General features: G+C 63.2%; 15 protein-coding genes, 1 tRNA gene and 1 pseudogene. 7 read left to right on the forward strand and 10 right to left on the reverse strand.

The genetic code is table 11. The features are described 5' to 3' along the window. The first annotated feature begins 72 nt into the window (after positions 1–72). The gene (gene ruvX, locus AC0L3E_RS32490; protein ID WP_127321158.1) at positions 73–579 is read left to right on the forward strand and encodes a Holliday junction resolvase RuvX; all 507 of its coding nucleotides are present in this window, start codon (positions 73–75) and stop codon (positions 577–579) included. Here the strand turns inward: ruvX and AC0L3E_RS32495 are convergent. The 3 genes from AC0L3E_RS32495 to AC0L3E_RS32505 all read right to left on the reverse strand — a co-directional run bounded on the left by AC0L3E_RS32495 (position 497) and on the right by AC0L3E_RS32505 (position 3230). Next, entirely contained in the window at positions 497–838 is a 342-nt protein-coding gene (locus AC0L3E_RS32495) for a DUF6105 family protein (protein ID WP_127272493.1), read from the reverse strand. The two genes, ruvX and AC0L3E_RS32495, sit on opposite strands and share 83 nt — an antisense overlap. Then, positions 838–1407: a hypothetical protein gene (locus AC0L3E_RS32500; RefSeq protein ID WP_127269521.1), complete on the reverse strand. Its 570-nt coding sequence runs from the start codon at positions 1405–1407 to the stop codon at positions 838–840. The genes AC0L3E_RS32495 and AC0L3E_RS32500 overlap by 1 nt, the downstream gene beginning before the upstream one ends. A 194-nt stretch (positions 1408–1601) precedes the next feature. Beyond that, positions 1602–3230, reverse strand: coding sequence for a DNA alkylation response protein (locus tag AC0L3E_RS32505; RefSeq protein ID WP_127327335.1), 1629 nt, complete (start codon positions 3228–3230; stop codon positions 1602–1604). Positions 3231–3423: 193 nt separating this feature from the next. On the opposite strand from AC0L3E_RS32505, the gene AC0L3E_RS32510 reads away from it, so the two are divergent. From AC0L3E_RS32510 to AC0L3E_RS32530, 5 genes are all read left to right on the forward strand, one after another. After that, positions 3424–4383, forward strand: a complete 960-nt coding sequence (locus AC0L3E_RS32510; RefSeq protein WP_127327334.1) for an aspartate carbamoyltransferase catalytic subunit — start codon at positions 3424–3426, stop codon at positions 4381–4383. Then, a complete protein-coding gene (locus AC0L3E_RS32515) occupies positions 4380–5666 on the forward strand; it encodes a dihydroorotase (RefSeq protein ID WP_473606615.1) in 1287 nt (428 codons plus the stop codon). The genes AC0L3E_RS32510 and AC0L3E_RS32515 overlap by 4 nt, the downstream gene beginning before the upstream one ends. A gap of 58 nt (positions 5667–5724) precedes the next feature. Next, positions 5725–6312: a glycerol-3-phosphate 1-O-acyltransferase PlsY gene (plsY, locus tag AC0L3E_RS32520; RefSeq protein WP_473606616.1), complete on the forward strand. Its 588-nt coding sequence runs from the start codon at positions 5725–5727 to the stop codon at positions 6310–6312. Positions 6313–6329: 17 nt separating this feature from the next. After that, positions 6330–7469: a DNA-processing protein DprA gene (gene dprA, locus AC0L3E_RS32525; RefSeq protein WP_473606619.1), complete on the forward strand. Its 1140-nt coding sequence runs from the start codon at positions 6330–6332 to the stop codon at positions 7467–7469. 251 nt (positions 7470–7720) lie between these two features. Further along, positions 7721–8191: a nucleoside deaminase gene (locus tag AC0L3E_RS32530; RefSeq protein WP_127322545.1), complete on the forward strand. Its 471-nt coding sequence runs from the start codon at positions 7721–7723 to the stop codon at positions 8189–8191. Between the two features lie 64 nt (positions 8192–8255). On the opposite strand, the gene AC0L3E_RS32535 is transcribed toward AC0L3E_RS32530, so the two are convergent. Further along, positions 8256–8331: transfer RNA gene (locus AC0L3E_RS32535), tRNA-Lys, on the reverse strand. A 259-nt stretch (positions 8332–8590) separates the two neighbouring features. Between AC0L3E_RS32535 and AC0L3E_RS32540 the strand changes: the two genes are divergently transcribed. Next, entirely contained in the window at positions 8591–9076 is a 486-nt protein-coding gene (locus tag AC0L3E_RS32540; protein ID WP_292699907.1) for a BA14K family protein, read from the forward strand. A gap of 96 nt (positions 9077–9172) precedes the next feature. Here AC0L3E_RS32540 and AC0L3E_RS32545 read toward each other — a convergent pair whose 3' ends face one another. From AC0L3E_RS32545 to AC0L3E_RS32570, 6 genes and pseudogenes are all read right to left on the reverse strand, one after another. After that, on the reverse strand, positions 9173–9652 hold the full coding sequence (locus AC0L3E_RS32545; protein ID WP_128309049.1) for a DUF6882 domain-containing protein: 480 nt from the start codon (positions 9650–9652) through the stop codon (positions 9173–9175). Positions 9653–9686: 34 nt separating this feature from the next. Further along, positions 9687–11180, reverse strand: coding sequence for a glycerol kinase GlpK (gene glpK / locus AC0L3E_RS32550; RefSeq protein WP_128309050.1), 1494 nt, complete (start codon positions 11178–11180; stop codon positions 9687–9689). A 97-nt stretch (positions 11181–11277) separates the two neighbouring features. Continuing rightward, on the reverse strand, positions 11278–13002 hold the full coding sequence (locus tag AC0L3E_RS32555) for an ABC transporter substrate-binding protein (RefSeq protein ID WP_473606618.1): 1725 nt from the start codon (positions 13000–13002) through the stop codon (positions 11278–11280). Between the two features lie 77 nt (positions 13003–13079). Beyond that, on the reverse strand, positions 13080–13361 hold the full coding sequence (locus AC0L3E_RS32560; RefSeq protein WP_127269597.1) for a DUF2160 domain-containing protein: 282 nt from the start codon (positions 13359–13361) through the stop codon (positions 13080–13082). 2 nt (positions 13362–13363) lie between these two features. Next, positions 13364–14287, reverse strand: coding sequence for a carbohydrate ABC transporter permease (locus AC0L3E_RS32565; protein ID WP_128309051.1), 924 nt, complete (start codon positions 14285–14287; stop codon positions 13364–13366). Position 14288: 1 nt separating this feature from the next. Next, positions 14289–14575: pseudogene (locus AC0L3E_RS32570) on the reverse strand (sugar ABC transporter permease); the annotation flags it as partial.

The following is a 14575-nucleotide window of genomic DNA, read 5'->3' on the forward strand; positions in this document are numbered from 1 at the left end:
CGAGATCAAAGGGTTACTGTGTCCACCACGCGTTTGACAAAACACGTGGTGGTGAAATGCGAAGGACGGCCGGTGGGCATTATCACGATCGAGGAATTGCCGGCGCGGCTGACCGGCGGCAAGACGCTGGCGGGACTTGACCTCGGCGACAAGACGATCGGCGTCGCGGTCTCGGACCAGAGATTTTCCTTCGCCCATCCGCGCCCGGTCATCATGCGAAGGAAATTCTCGCTCGATGCGGCGGTGCTGCTCGCCTTGCTGCATAAGGAGAATGCCGGCGCGGTGGTGATTGGGCTGCCGATCAACATGGACGGTTCGGAAGGTCCGCGTGCGCAGAAATCGCGCGCCTTCGTTCGCAACATGGCCCAGATGAGCGACCTGCCCTTCGTGCTCTGGGATGAGAGACTATCGACGGTCGCGGCCGAAAGGACGCTGATCGAGATGGATTTCTCGCGCCGCAAGCGCGCCGGCAAGATCGATTCGGCGGCAGCCGCGTTTATTCTGCAGGGAGTTTTGGACCGGCTTCAGTCGCTCCACGCATCCGCTCGAACGGAACCGGACCCGCCCACCGCTGTTTGACCCAGCCGGCGATTTCGCGGCGACGGCGGAAAGCCCAAAGCGCCATCAGCAGCAACCCGTCGAAGACGCACGTCTTCGCCACCATGCCGGGAATGATCGCCGGATCGATGCCGAGCATCTGACCATAGAGCTGGAAGAAGAAGTCGTGCATCTGTCGGCTGAGCATCGTGTAGCCGAAATTGATGTCATTGGCCGACAGATAGAACCAGCCCCAGAAAATCGCCATCGGCGCCGCCCAGAACCCGAAGATGTAACGCATCAGCGGCCTCCCCTGTGATTGGAGCCGGTCTTGGAGACCGTTCGGCCTGATATGAGTGAGAGCAGCGAATTGTGAGCCGCGGCTTTTGCCATGTCATGCGCGACGGCATGGATCTCGCTTTCGCCGGAAGCCGCTGCCGCAACCACGGACCGCCGCTCGGCAAGCATGGCGACGTAGGACGCCAGAAGTGCCGTCAGCTGCACGGCAACTGCCATGAACAGCCCGTTGATGCCTTGCGCGGCACCTCCGATGACGATCAGCGACAACATGCCGGACGCGCTGATGAAGGCGATGCGGGCGACGCTGTCGGCGCCGGGACTGGTCGCGTCGTTGACCAGGGCTTCGACAAAGGCCCAGAAAAACAGAACCGCGACGACAAGCAATGCGGTGGCGAGCGGCGCCACGACAACGAAATTGTCGAGGTCGACGAAGCGGGTACCCTCGATTGTGGTGCCCAGCACGCCGAGTGCCGCCGCCACACCGCGGTTTCCGTCGATGCAGATGAGCGCAAGCAGGGCGAAAACAATCGCCCAGTGCAAGGCCAGAAAAGAGGTCAGTACCTGTCGCATCGGTGTTCCTGCTTCGCAAAGCAAGAGACGGCCAATCTGAACCATTCCCTGCTCGCGCCGGGACAGTGGGCCTTGCCGTCCGCCATCGCAACGGAAACCATTTGTTAAGGTTAACGGTGATCAGCCATACGCGTGAGGATGCCCGCCAACGCGTCAAAACTGTGGATGGCGCCGGTTTTTGCGATGCTCGCCGCTCAGTTCACCGGCGGATAGAGCGTGTCGATGATCATGCGTGCATCGTGGCGCGAGTCGACCATGCCATAGGTGTTGCGCCATTGGCCGGCCAAACGCGTCTCGACGAAAGCGTCGGCGATCCGCCCGGCCCCCAAACGGCGCAATTCCGCCGCCGCAGCCGACAGTGCCAGCTGCTCGGTCAGCAGCCGGGCCGAACCTTCGTCGGTTGAAGCAACCTGCATCGCCGCCTTCAGAACGCCGATCGTGCCGCGTCCGCCGGCGCCGAGATCACGGTCGATGCCGGCCAGCACATCCTCGAACAGGCCGGGCGCACGGCCGAGCACGCGCAGCACATCAAGCGCCATGACATTGCCCGAGCCTTCCCAGATCGCGTTGACCGGGGCCTCGCGATAGTAGCGGGCGAGTGGCGCCTCCTCGACGTAGCCGTTGCCGCCTAGGCACTCCATCGCCTCATAGAGCAGCGGGGGCGCGATCTTGCAGACCCAGTATTTGACGACCGGCGTCATGGCCCGGGCAAACGCCGCCTCGCCGCGATCGCTGGCCGCCTCGTCGAAGGAGCGCGCCAACCGGAACGACAGCGCGGTGGCGGCGGCGACGTCGAGCGCCATGTCGGCCAGAACGCGCTGCATCAACGGCTGCTCGATCAGGGTCGAACCGAACACCTGGCGATGGCGGGCGTGGTGAACGGCCTCGGCGAGGCCCGCGCGCATGATCGCCGACGAGGCGATGGCACAATCGAGCCGGGTCAGGGTGACCATGTCCATGATCGTCTTCACACCGGCACCGGGTTCGCCGACCATCTCGCCGATGGCATTGACGAATTCGACTTCGGAGGAGGCGTTGGAACGGTTGCCGAGCTTGTCCTTCAGTCGCTGAAAGCGGAAGCCGTTGCCCGAACCATCACCGAGAACCCGCGGCACGAGGAAGCACGACAGCCCCTCCGGCGCCTGCGCCAGCACCAGGAACGCATCCGACATCGGCGCCGACATGAACCATTTGTGCCCCGTCAGACGATAAAAACCGCTGCCGGCGCGTTCCGCCCTCGTCACATTGGCGCGCACATCGGTGCCGCCCTGCTTCTCGGTCATGCCCATGCCGAGCGTCAGCCCGGTCTTCTCGACCGGCGGTTTCTGGCTCTGGTCGTATTTGCGCGTCGTCACGCGCGGCGCCCATTCGCGAAACAGTTTCGGGCTGGCCATCAAGGCCGCCAGCGAAGCGTTGGTCATGGTGATGGGGCACAGATGCCCGGTCTCCAGCTCCGCCGTCAGATAAAACCGGGCGGCACGGACTTGATGGCGGCGGCCGATCTCGGTGTCGCCGTTCTCCCACACCGAGGAATGCAGCCCGTTGGCCACAGAGCGGCGCATCAAGGCGTGATAGGCGGGATGGAACTCGACCACGTCGATGCGCCGTCCCTGGCGATCATGCGTCCTGAGCTTCGGCGTCTCGACATTGGCGAGGCGCGCCAGTTCCTGCGCCTCCTGCGTCAGCACGAAGCGGCCGAGACCGTCGAGATCTTTGCGCACCGGATCGGAAAAACGCTCCGCGAGCTGGATCAGCAACGGATCGCCCCGCCAGGCGTTGCCGCCCGTCAGCGGCGGCGGCTGGTTCGTCACGTCGTCGGTCACGCCCAATCCTTCTATCGTCAGAAAGCCACGAATCCGAGGCTGTCGGCTAGATATAGCCAAGCCATGCAGCGCGCGCGATGAAAATACCGGCCGATACAATCGGCCATCTATACGAAAAAATTGAGGAGAACGGCTGCAATGCAAAGCTGGCGCTTGCAGCCGCAAAGTCTCCACCCTATAGCAGCGCCTTGAGATGACCGACGCTTCGTCCCCCTATCCTCATCGCCATCTTCTGGGCATCCGCGACCTTTCCCCCGCCGATATCGAGCTGTTGCTCGACAGGGCGGACCGAGCGGTCGCGATCTCGCGGCAGTCCGAGAAGAAAACCTCGACGCTGCGCGGCCGCACACAGATCAACCTCTTTTATGAAGCCTCGACGCGCACGCAGTCGTCGTTCGAGTTGGCCGGAAAGCGGCTCGGCGCCGATGTGATGAACATGTCGGTTGCGAGTTCTTCGGTGAAGAAGGGCGAAACGCTCATCGATACGGCGATGACGCTGAATGCGATGCGGCCCGACATATTGATCATCCGTCACCAATCGGCCGGTGCGGCCGCGCTTCTGGCGCAGAAGGTCGGCTGCTCCGTCGTCAATGCCGGCGACGGCGCGCATGAACACCCGACACAGGCGCTGCTCGATGCGCTGACCATTCGTCGCGCCAAGGGCCCGCTGTCGAAGCTCATCGTGGCAATCTGCGGCGACATCCTGCATTCGCGCGTGGCACGTTCCAACATCATGCTGCTCAACGCGCTCGGCGCGCAGGTGCGCGTCGTCGCACCGTCGACGCTTCTGCCCACCGGCATCGAGAAGATGGGCGTCATCGTCACCCGCTCGATGGCCGAGGGCCTCAAGGACGCCGATGTGGTGATGATGCTGCGCCTGCAGCGCGAGCGCATGGAAGGCGCGTTCGTGCCTTCGGTGCGCGAGTATTTCCGCTATTTCGGCCTCGATGCGGAAAAACTGAAGGCGGCCAAGGGCGATGCGCTGGTGATGCACCCCGGGCCGATGAACCGCGGCGTCGAGATCGCCTCGGAAATCGCCGACGGTCCGCAGAGCGTCATCCAGGAACAGGTCGAAATGGGCGTCGCCGTGCGCATGGCCGTCATGGAAGCGCTGCTCGATCCGCGCCGCAATCATGAAGGCCGCGGCGCATGAGCATAACGGTCTTCGAGCGCGTCCGCATTATCGACCCGTCGCGCGGCATCGACGAAGTCGGCGCCGTCGTCGTCGACGGCCGCAAGATCGTTGCCGCCGGCAAGGCGGCGCTAAACCAGGGCGCGCCCGAGGGCGCCACCGTTGCCGACTGCGCCGGCAAGGCGATCATTCCAGGCCTGATCGACGGCCGCGTCTTCATCGGCGAACCGGGCGGCGAGCATCGCGAAACCATCGCGTCGGCAAGTGTCGCGGCGGCGGCCGGCGGCGTCACCTCCATCGTCATGATGCCCGACACCGACCCGGTGATCGACAATGTGGCGCTGGTCGAGTTCGTGCTGCGCACCGCCAAGGACACGGCCATCGTCAACGTCTTTCCTGCTGCGGCGATCACCAAGGGCCTCGACGGGCGCGAAATGACCGAGTTCGGCCTGCTGCGGGAAGCCGGCGCGGTCGCCTTTACCGATGGCCGCCACACCATATCGAGCGCGCTGGTGATGCGCCGCGCGCTGACCTATGCGCGCGACTTCGGCGCCACCATCGTGCACGAGACGCAGGATGCGGACCTCGGTTCATCCGGCGTGATGAACGAGGGCCTCTACGCCAGCTGGCTGGGCCTCTCCGGCATTCCGCGCGAAGCCGAATCCATCCCGCTGGAGCGCGATCTGGCCCTGGCGCGGCTGACGCGTGGTTCGTACCATGCAGCAAAGATCTCGACGGCGATGGCAGCAAACGCCGTCACACGTGCGAAAGCCGACGGGGCGACGGTGACGTCAGGCGTGGCGATCCACAATCTGTCGCTCAATGAAAACGATGTCGGCGAATACCGCACCTTCTTCCGTCTGACCCCACCTTTGCGCGCCGAGGAAGACCGGTTGGCGATGATCGAGGCGGTCAGGGACGGCACGATCGACATCATCGTCTCCTCGCACGATCCGCAGGATGTCGACACCAAGCGCCTGCCCTTCGCCGATGCGGCGGCCGGCGCCATAGGGTTGGAGACGCTGCTGGGCGCCGCACTGCGGCTCTACCACAATGGCGATGTGCCGTTGCTGCGGCTGATCGAGACCCTGTCCACCGCTCCCGCAAAACTGTTCGGCCTGCCCGGCGGCACGCTGAAGCCGGGCGCTGTCGCCGATCTTGCGCTTGTCGACCTCGACGAACCCTGGATCGTCAGCGAAAGCGGCATTCGTTCGCGCTCGAAAAACACCTGTTTCGAAGGCGCGCGGCTACAAGGCAAGGTCTTGCAAACGCTGGTTGCGGGCCGCACAGTGTTCTCCGTCTGAGCCGGCCACCGCGCACCGCGCGTGATCCGGCTCGTCAGGGGGAAATGCGGGGGAAACAATGACTTACAGCCTCATCCCAGCGCTGGTGCTCGGCTATCTGCTTGGCTCGATCCCGTTCGGGCTCCTGCTGACGCGCGCGGCTGGCCTTGGCGATGTGCGCAAGATCGGCTCCGGCAATATCGGCGCCACCAATGTTCTGCGCACTGGCAACAAGGGCCTTGCCGCCGCGACGCTGCTGCTCGACGCGCTGAAGGGCACGGTCGCCGTGCTGATAGCAGGCCATTTCGCGCCTGACCTGGCGATCTGGGCCGGTCTTGGCGCCTTTCTCGGTCATCTCTTCCCGGTCTGGCTCGGGTTCAAGGGCGGCAAGGGCGTCGCCACCTATCTCGGCGTGCTGATCGGCCTTGCCTGGCAGGTGGCCCTGATCTTCGCCGTAGCCTGGCTGGTGATGGCATTCCTGTTCCGTTATTCCTCGCTGGCGGCGCTGACAGCGGCGGTCATCGTGCCGATCGCCCTCTATGTCCTGAGCACACCGCAGAATGCGGCCTTGTTCGTGTTGATGAGCATCATCGTTTTCATCAAGCACCGGGAAAACATTTCGCGCCTGCTCGCCGGCACCGAGGGCAAGATCGGAGCCAGGGGGTGAGCGAGCCTGCCGCCGTGGTGAGTGGGCCGGCCGCCGGGCCGCGTCTCAGCGACCGGCAGCGGCTGAGCTGGCTGCGGCTGATCCGCACCCAGAATGTCGGCCCCGCATCCTTTCGCGACCTCATCAACCGTTTCGGTTCGGCCGAGGTGGCGCTGGAAATATTGCCGGAACTGATGATTTCAGGCGGCGCCATCCGGATCGCTCGCATCCCTTCCATTGCCGAAGCCGAGGCCGAACTGGAATTAGCCGGAAAGGCCGGCGCCCGCTTTGTCGGGATCGGTGAAACAGACTACCCACCCCTATTGCGCAACATGGACCATCCGCCGCCGTTGCTGGCGGTAAAGGGCAACGCAGCTGTTTTCCGGCTGCCGGGTGTCGCCATCGTTGGGGCACGCAACGCGTCGCTGGCCGGCATCAAGATGGCACGCATGCTGGCGGCCGACCTCGGCCGCGACGGCTACGCAATCGTCTCCGGCCTTGCGCGCGGCATCGACACGGCGGCGCATCAGGGCAGCCTGGCCACCGGCACGATCGGCGTCCTGGCTGGCGGTCTCGACCTGCCTTACCCGCCTGAAAATGCCCGCCTGTGCGACGAGATTGCCGAGCGCGGCGCTATCGTTTCGGAGATGCCTTTCGGCTGGCAGCCGCGCGCCCAGGATTTCCCGCGCCGCAACCGCCTTGTCGCGGGTGCGGTCCTTGGGCTGGTGGTGGTCGAGGCAGCGCAACGCTCGGGCTCCCTGATCAGCGCCAGGCTTGCCGGCGAAATGGGCCGACTGGTCTTCGCCGTGCCGGGCTCACCGCTCGATCCACGCGCCGCCGGTACCAACGGCCTACTCAAGGATGGCGCCACCCTGGTCACCGACGCAGCGGACGTTTCGCGGGCAATCGCTCCGCTGACCGGCATGCGGGCGCCCGACGTGCCGCCGTTCGAAGAGCCGCCCGACTTCTCGGCCACACCACCGCCCGGCGAAAGCGACCGCGCCCGCGTCGTCGAGGCGCTCGGCCCGACGCCAGTGGCGGTCGACGAGATCATCCGCCACACCCGCCTGCACCCGGCCCAGGTGTTCATGGTGCTGCTGGAACTCGACCTCGCCGGCCGCCTCGAGCGCCATGCCGGAGGGAATGTTTCGCTGGTGTTCGGGGAGCCTTCCGTCTGACGCTGTTCGCATTTTCGCGCCGCCGAACTCCTTCGAGAAGCTCGGCGAGGATGGCCTTTTCAGCCGGCTTTCCGCTTTGCCGCGCCTGTGCTCATCTGTTCGACGCCAAGACCGGCCGGCGATTGTAGGGCAAACGTCTGATATCCCGAGGCAAAGGTCTCAAGCAAAAGTTGGCTCTTGCCACTCGCGTCCGTTGGCACCAATCTCGCTCAGCCGCTCATCGGTGGATGTCGGCATGACAGGATCTTGCCATGACCCGCGATCAGATGCTCGCCCACCTGCGGTCCGCCGATGCCGTCGCGCGCGACACGGCGGCGCATGGGCACCATCCGTTCGGTTGCGTGCTGGTCGGGCCGGACGATCGCGTGCTGATGCGGCAGGGCAATCTCGACACGGTGCGCCATGCCGAGACGGAGCTCGCCCGGCGCGCGGCGGCGGCCTATGAGCCGGAGTTCCTGTGGCAATGCACGCTGGTCTCAACCTTCGAGCCGTGCGCCATGTGCGCCGGCACGATGTATTGGGCCAATATCGGGCGGCTGGTTTACGGGGTCGAGGAGACCGAGCTGCTGGCGCTCACCGGAGATCACGCGGAGAATCCGACGATGAGCCTCTCTTCGCGCACAGTCCTCGACTCCGGCCAGAAAAAGATCGAGGTCTTTGGCCCCTTCCCCGAAATCGCCGACGAGTTGCTCGCACCGCACCGCGATTTCTGGAAGCGTTGACGGCTTCCCCACCGGTTGTGGTGTGCCCTTCCCGAGAGATGGGTGACAGTTTATCGCGTGGATTTGGTGAGCGCGATGGGATTCGAACCCATGACCTACTGATTAAAAGTCAGTTGCTCTACCGGCTGAGCTACGCGCTCCCGCGGGCGAAAGGCGGCCCTCGAAATTGCGCGGAACATAGGGAGAGTGCCTCGACCGGTCAACCGGAAAAAGAGAGCTCGCAAACACGGGTGGCTTCGGCCTGTCGCGACACTTGCCAGCCGCGCCACCGGTGGGAGAACAGCCAAGGGAACACTGGCATTTCTGCCCGACAGCGGCATCCAGTCTGGGGAACAATTGTATGCGCCGCTCGTTTTCCCGGCACAGGGACGTCCGCCAAAACCATCGAGGAGAAAACCAATGAACAGAATCACAACGAGCCTTCTGGCGGCCACTCTCTCCGCCACATTCGTTGCGGCGGAGGCCGTGTCGGTTAACGCCCAACCGAACTATGTGCCGCAATCCCAGGTCGCGGTGCCGGATGTGCAGACAGTCCAGTACCGGGAATGGCGCAAGGACCGCTACAATCGCAATTTTTCGCGTGACCGCAGTTTTTCGCGCGACCGTAATTTTTCCCGCAATCGCGGCGCGTATTGGAACGGCCATCGCGGCTATCGCGAATATCGCCCCGGCTACCGTCGTCACGGCGATTATTGGTTCCCGCTCGCGGCGTTCGCGACTGGCGCGCTGATCACCGGTGCCATCATCAACAACGAGAACAACCGCGTCTACGGAGGCAACGCCCACGTCCAGTGGTGCTACGACCGCTATCGCAGCTACCGTGCTTCGGACAACACGTTCCAGCCGAATTACGGCCCTCGCAAGGAGTGCCGTTCGCCTTACTGATCAAGGCGCGTTTAAGTAGCTGAGATACGTTGAGTGGAGCTCGCGCCGGCAACGGCGCGGGCTTTTGATCGATTGGCCGGACGAGAACAGTTGCCGTCAACTTGCCCAGTTGATGCTCTTGAGCATCAGATAAAAGCCACCGCCGTCCTCTCTGTTGGGACAACGATAGATACCCAACCCATTGCAGATACGGGCCATCACCGCACTGAGTTCCCAACCAACCACTTCCAGCGCATTGTCCGCATCCGTCGCATAGGCTTGGGCCAGTTCGTCAATGCCATTCTGCTCTCCGAAGGATCGAACCAGCTTTGCATCGCTGAGGAGCTCGCTGGGCAGGCTTGAATTTGCCCAAGCCCACAGCCAGTTGCCGGCCTCGGTGCTCGTTGAGCCGACAATCTGGATCTCGGTGACCACCTTGGCGACCCGGTCTTGCGAGAACAGAAGCGTTCCGGCCGTCAGGTCGTAGTCATAGCGCGAGCAATCGCCGAGGCGAAACTCCTTGTTCGCGCGTGCATTTTTGGCCTTCAGCTGTTCGATAGCCTCGTCGCGCCAAGCAGGATACCAATCTGGCTGCATTCCTCGCGCCCCATCACCCACCACTGATGGCTCTTTATGACACGCTCAACGTCCGTCGCACAGCATCGCGCCAACCCGCGAGCTTGGCTACGCGCACGGAGCCATCCATGTCCGGCTGGAAGCGTCGTTCCAGCGCCCAGCTCTTCGCGAACTTCCTGGCATCCGGCCAAACGCCAGCTTTCGAGCCGGCCAGCCAGGCTGCACCGAGCGCGGTCGTCTCGAGAATGGTCGGGCGGTCGACCGGTGCATCGAGGATGTCGGCCAGACGCTGCATGGTCCAGTCCGACGCCACCATGCCGCCGTCGACCCGCAGCACGGTCTTGGCCGAAGCCCCCTTCCAGTCCTTGCGCATGGCGTCGAGCAGGTCGCGTGTCTGGTAGGCCACAGATTCAAGCGCGGCGCGGGCAAACTCCGCCGGGCCGGAATTGCGCGTCAGTCCGAAAATGGCGCCGCGTGCCTCGGCGTCCCAATGCGGCGCGCCGAGCCCGACGAAGGCCGGCACCAGGTAGATGTTTTGGGTTGGATCGGCTTCATCAGCCAGTTTGCCGCTTTGTTCGGCCTTGCCGATCACCTTGATGCCATCGCGCAGCCATTGGACCGCGGCGCCGGCAATGAAGATCGAACCCTCAAGCGCGTAGGTCGTCTTGCCGTTCAGCCGGTAGGCAATAGTGGTCAAGAGCCGGTTTTTCGAACGCACCAGGTCGCTGCCTGTGTTGAGGAGCGCAAAACAGCCGGTGCCGTAGGTCGATTTCATCATGCCTGGCTCGAAGCAGGCTTGGCCGATGGTTGCCGCATGCTGGTCGCCGGCGACACCGAGGATTCTTATCTCGGCGCCAAAGAGATTTTTCTCCGTGATTCCATAGTCATCGGCGCAGTCCTTCACCTCTGGAAGCATTTCTACCGGGATGTTGAGGATCGACAGCAGCTCGTCGTCCCAGGCATTCTCAGCGATGTTGTAGACCAGCGTGCGCGAGGCGTTGGTGGCGTCCGTGGCGTGGACCTTGCCGCCGGTCAGCCGCCAGATCAAAAAGCTGTCGATGGTGCCGGCGAGCAATTCGCCCTTCTCGGCGCGTTTTCTCGCGCCTTTCACCTTGTCCAACATCCAGGCGATCTTGGTGCCGGAAAAATAGGGATCGAGCAGCAGGCCGGTCTTGCGGGTGAACTTTTTCTCCAACCCCTGCTTCCTGAGTTTCTGGCACAGCGGCGCGGTGCGCCGGTCCTGCCAGACGATCGCATTGTGGATCGGCTTGCCGGTCGCCCGGTCCCAGATGACGACGGTCTCGCGCTGATTGGTGATGCCGATCGCGGCCACGTCGGAAGCATTCCGGCCGGCCTTCTTCAGCGCCGCCTTCACGGTCGACACCACACTCGCCCAGATATCTTCCGGATCGTGCTCGACCCAGCCGGAGGCCGGATAGTGCTGGGCGAATTCCTTTTGCCCACTGCCGGCGACCTTCATCTCGCCGTCGAACAAGATCGCCCGGGTCGAAGTCGTGCCCTGGTCGATGGCAAGGATATATCCGGTCATTATGCCTCCCCGCTTAGTCTTTTACACAAACAGGGGAGACGGCAAGATGCCGCCTCCCCCAATGTCATACGGGCGCAGACGCCCGCTTAGAACAATCTTACTTCTGCCAGCTCTTCACCAGCTCGTCGTAATTGATGGTGACCGGCTTTTCCTTCTCGTTCTCGATCTTCAGCTGAGGAGCGAGATTGCCCTTCTTGACCGCGTCGGCGTTCCAGTAGGCGAGGTCATGCTCTTCGGCCATCTTCGGACCGATGTCGCCCTGGATGCCGGCCTTTTCCAGGCGTTCCATGACCTTTTCCTGCTCAGAGCAAAGCGAGTCCATCGCCTCCTGCGCCGTCTTGGCGCCCGACGACGCATCGCCGATCGCCTGCCACCAGAGCTGTGCCAGCTTCGGATAGTCCGGAACGTTCGTTCCGGTCGGCGACCACTGAACACGGGCCGGCGAGCGGTAGAATTCGATCAGGCCGCCGAGCTTCGGAGCGCGTTCCGTGAAGCTCTTGTCCTGGATCGTCGACTCGCGGATGAGCGTCAGGCCGACATGGCTCTTCTTCACGTCGACCGTCTTCGACACCACGAACTGCGCATAGAGCCAGGCGGCCTTGGCGCGATCGTCAGGCGTGGACTTGAGAAGCGTCCATGAACCCACGTCCTGGTAGCCGAGCTTCATGCCGTCCTTCCAGTAGACGCCATGCGGCGAGGGAGCAAAGCGCCATTTCGGCGTGCCGTCCGCGTTCACGACCGGCAGCCCGTCCTTGACGAAGGAGGCGGTGAAGGCGGTGTAAGTGAACATCTGCTGCGCGACCGTGCCCTGCGACGGGACGGGGCCGGATTCGCCGAACGTCATGCCCTGGGCTTCCGGCGGGGCATAAGCCTTCAGCCAATCCAGGTACTTCTGGATCGAATACACGGAAGCCGGGCCATTGGTGTCGCCGCCGCGCGCGACGCACGAGCCGACAGGCTGCGACTTCTCGTTGACCTTGATGCCCCATTCGTCGACCGGAAGACCGTTCGGCAGGCCCTTGTCGCCATTGCCGGCCATGGACAGCCACGCATCGGTGAACCGCCAGCCGAGCGACGGATCCTTCTTGCCGTAGTCCATGTGGCCATAGACCTTCTTGCCGTCGATCTCGCGGCCGGTGAAGAACTCGGCGATGTCCTCATAGGCCGACCAGTTGACCGGAACGCCGAGGTCGTAGCCGTACTTGGCCTTGAAATCGGCCTTGTTCTTCTCGTCGTTGAACCAGTCATAGCGGAACCAGTAGAGGTTCGCGAACTGCTGGTCGGGCAGCTGGTAGAGGTCGCCGTCCGGAGCGGTCGTGAACTTGGTGCCGATGAAGTCGGCGAGGTCGAGGTTGGGATTGGTGACGTCCTTGCCCTCGTTCGCCATCCACTTGGTCAGGCTGCGCGCCTGCTGGTAGCGCCAGTGCGTGCCGATCAGGTCGGAGTCGTTGACGTAGGCGTCATAGATATTCTCGCCCGACTGCATCTGCGTCTGCAGCTTTTCGACGACATCGCCTTCGCCGATCAGGTCGTGGGTGATCTTGATGCCGGTGATCGCGGTGAAAGCGGGCGCCAGAACCTTGGACTCATAGCTATGCGTATCGATGGTCTCGGAGACCACCTTGATGTCCATCCCGGCGAAAGGCTTCGCCGCATCGATGAACCATTGCATCTCGGCTTCCTGGCCGGCGCGATCGAGCGTCGACAAATCCTTGATTTCGGTATCGAGGAAGGTCTTGGCTTCGTCCATTCCGGCATAGGCCTGGCCTGCTCCCCAGAGCAGGACAAGCGCAGTCGTTGATGTTAAAAATTGCCTTCGCATTTCGTTTCCTCCACTTTTCAGTTTCAAGTGCATCTGGAGCGGTCGTCGGCACGCGGTCGCTCCAACAGTTTCCCCCTCTATACGTAGCGGAACACGCCGACGGCGTAGACTACGGAGAGAGCGAGAGCCCACCACAGGTTGGGTCCGACAAGACCCAGCCAAGCGAGATGGATAAAGGCGCTGCCGAGCAGCGAAACAAAGAGGCGGTCGCCGCGCGTCGTCTCAAAGCGCAGGACGCCGACCCGGGGATTGCCGCCAGGCGAGGCGTATTCCCAGACCGCCATGCCACAGAGCAGCACCAGGATCGTGATGAAAAAGATCGCCGTTGGCAGCGTCCATGCCATCCAGGTGAGGTTCATGGTCATACCCTCCCCAGGGCGAAGCCCTTGGCGATGTAATTACGGACGAACCAGATCACGAGCGCGCCTGGAAGGATGGTGAGCACGCCGGCGGCGGCGAGCACGCCCCAGTCGAGCCCGGAGGCCGAGACCGTGCGCGTCATGATCGCCGCGATCGGCTTGGCGGCGGTCGTGGTCAAGGTGCGCGCGATCAGCAGCTCGACCCATGAGAACATGAAGCAGAAGAAGCAGGCCACGCCGACGCCGCTGGCGATCAGCGGCATGAAGATTTTCAGGAAGAAGCGCGGGAAGGAGTAGCCATCGATATAGGCGGTCTCATCGATCTCCTTCGGCACGCCGGACATGAAACCCTCGAGGATCCACACCGCCAGCGGCACGTTGAACAGGCAGTGTGCCAGCGCCACCGCGATATGCGTGTCGATCAGGCCGAAGGCCGAATAGAGCTGGAAGAAGGGCAGCGCGAACACTGCCGGCGGCGCCATGCGGTTTGTCAACAGCCAGAAGAAGAGGTGCTTGTCGCCGAGGAACCGGTAGCGCGAAAAGGCATAGGCCGCCGGCAGCGCCACCGAAACCGAGATCACCATGTTCATGACGACATAGATGATCGAATTGATGTAGCCCTTGTACCAGGACGGGTCGGTGAAGATCACGATGTAGTTGGCCAGGGTCGGGCTCTTCGGCCAAAGCGAAAACGCGCCCAGGATCTCCTGATTGGTCTTGAAGCTCATATTGACCAGCCAGTAGATCGGCAGCATCAGAAAGATGATGTAGATCGTCGGCACCAACCACCAGAACCGGGATTCTTCGCCGCGCCGGCGCATCAGCCGCGCAAGCTGGTCCTGCGACAAGGTGCTGGCGAGCCCGTCCGAACCCGCCGTCTCACGCACTCGGTCCTGCCTCGTCGTTCCTTCGTTGGCGCCGCTCATCTCAGCGCTCCGCATCGACATTGGTCATGACGGTGTAGAACACCCAAGACAGCAGAAGGATGATCAGGAAGTAGATGATCGACATGGCGGCCGCCGGCCCGAGATCGAACTGACCGATGGCAATCTTGACCAGGTCTATCGACAGGAACGTCGTCGAATTGCCGGGACCTCCGCCGGTGACGACGAACGGCTCGGTGTAGATCATGAATGAATCCATGAAGCGCAGCAGCACCGCGATCAGAAGCACGCGGTTCATCTTCGGCAGCTGGATGTAGCGGAACACTGCCC

The organism is Mesorhizobium sp. WSM4822 (assembly GCF_055811155.1).

Coding starts and splice junctions, on each gene's coding strand:
- AC0L3E_RS32500 (WP_127269521.1), bottom strand. CDS start 1,407: ATGCGACAGGTACTGACCTCTTTTCTGGCCTTGCACTGGGCGATTGTT.
- AC0L3E_RS32560 (WP_127269597.1), bottom strand. CDS start 13,361: ATGAACCTCACCTGGATGGCATGGACGCTGCCAACGGCGATCTTTTTC.
- glpK (WP_128309050.1), bottom strand. CDS start 11,180: ATGACCGGATATATCCTTGCCATCGACCAGGGCACGACTTCGACCCGG.
- AC0L3E_RS32540 (WP_292699907.1), top strand. CDS start 8,591: ATGAACAGAATCACAACGAGCCTTCTGGCGGCCACTCTCTCCGCCACA.
- AC0L3E_RS32555 (WP_473606618.1), bottom strand. CDS start 13,002: ATGCGAAGGCAATTTTTAACATCAACGACTGCGCTTGTCCTGCTCTGG.
- AC0L3E_RS32545 (WP_128309049.1), bottom strand. CDS start 9,652: ATGCAGCCAGATTGGTATCCTGCTTGGCGCGACGAGGCTATCGAACAG.
- AC0L3E_RS32530 (WP_127322545.1), top strand. CDS start 7,721: ATGACCCGCGATCAGATGCTCGCCCACCTGCGGTCCGCCGATGCCGTC.
- AC0L3E_RS32495 (WP_127272493.1), bottom strand. CDS start 838: ATGCGTTACATCTTCGGGTTCTGGGCGGCGCCGATGGCGATTTTCTGG.
- AC0L3E_RS32515 (WP_473606615.1), top strand. CDS start 4,380: ATGAGCATAACGGTCTTCGAGCGCGTCCGCATTATCGACCCGTCGCGC.
- plsY (WP_473606616.1), top strand. CDS start 5,725: ATGACTTACAGCCTCATCCCAGCGCTGGTGCTCGGCTATCTGCTTGGC.
- AC0L3E_RS32565 (WP_128309051.1), bottom strand. CDS start 14,287: ATGAGCGGCGCCAACGAAGGAACGACGAGGCAGGACCGAGTGCGTGAG.
- AC0L3E_RS32510 (WP_127327334.1), top strand. CDS start 3,424: ATGACCGACGCTTCGTCCCCCTATCCTCATCGCCATCTTCTGGGCATC.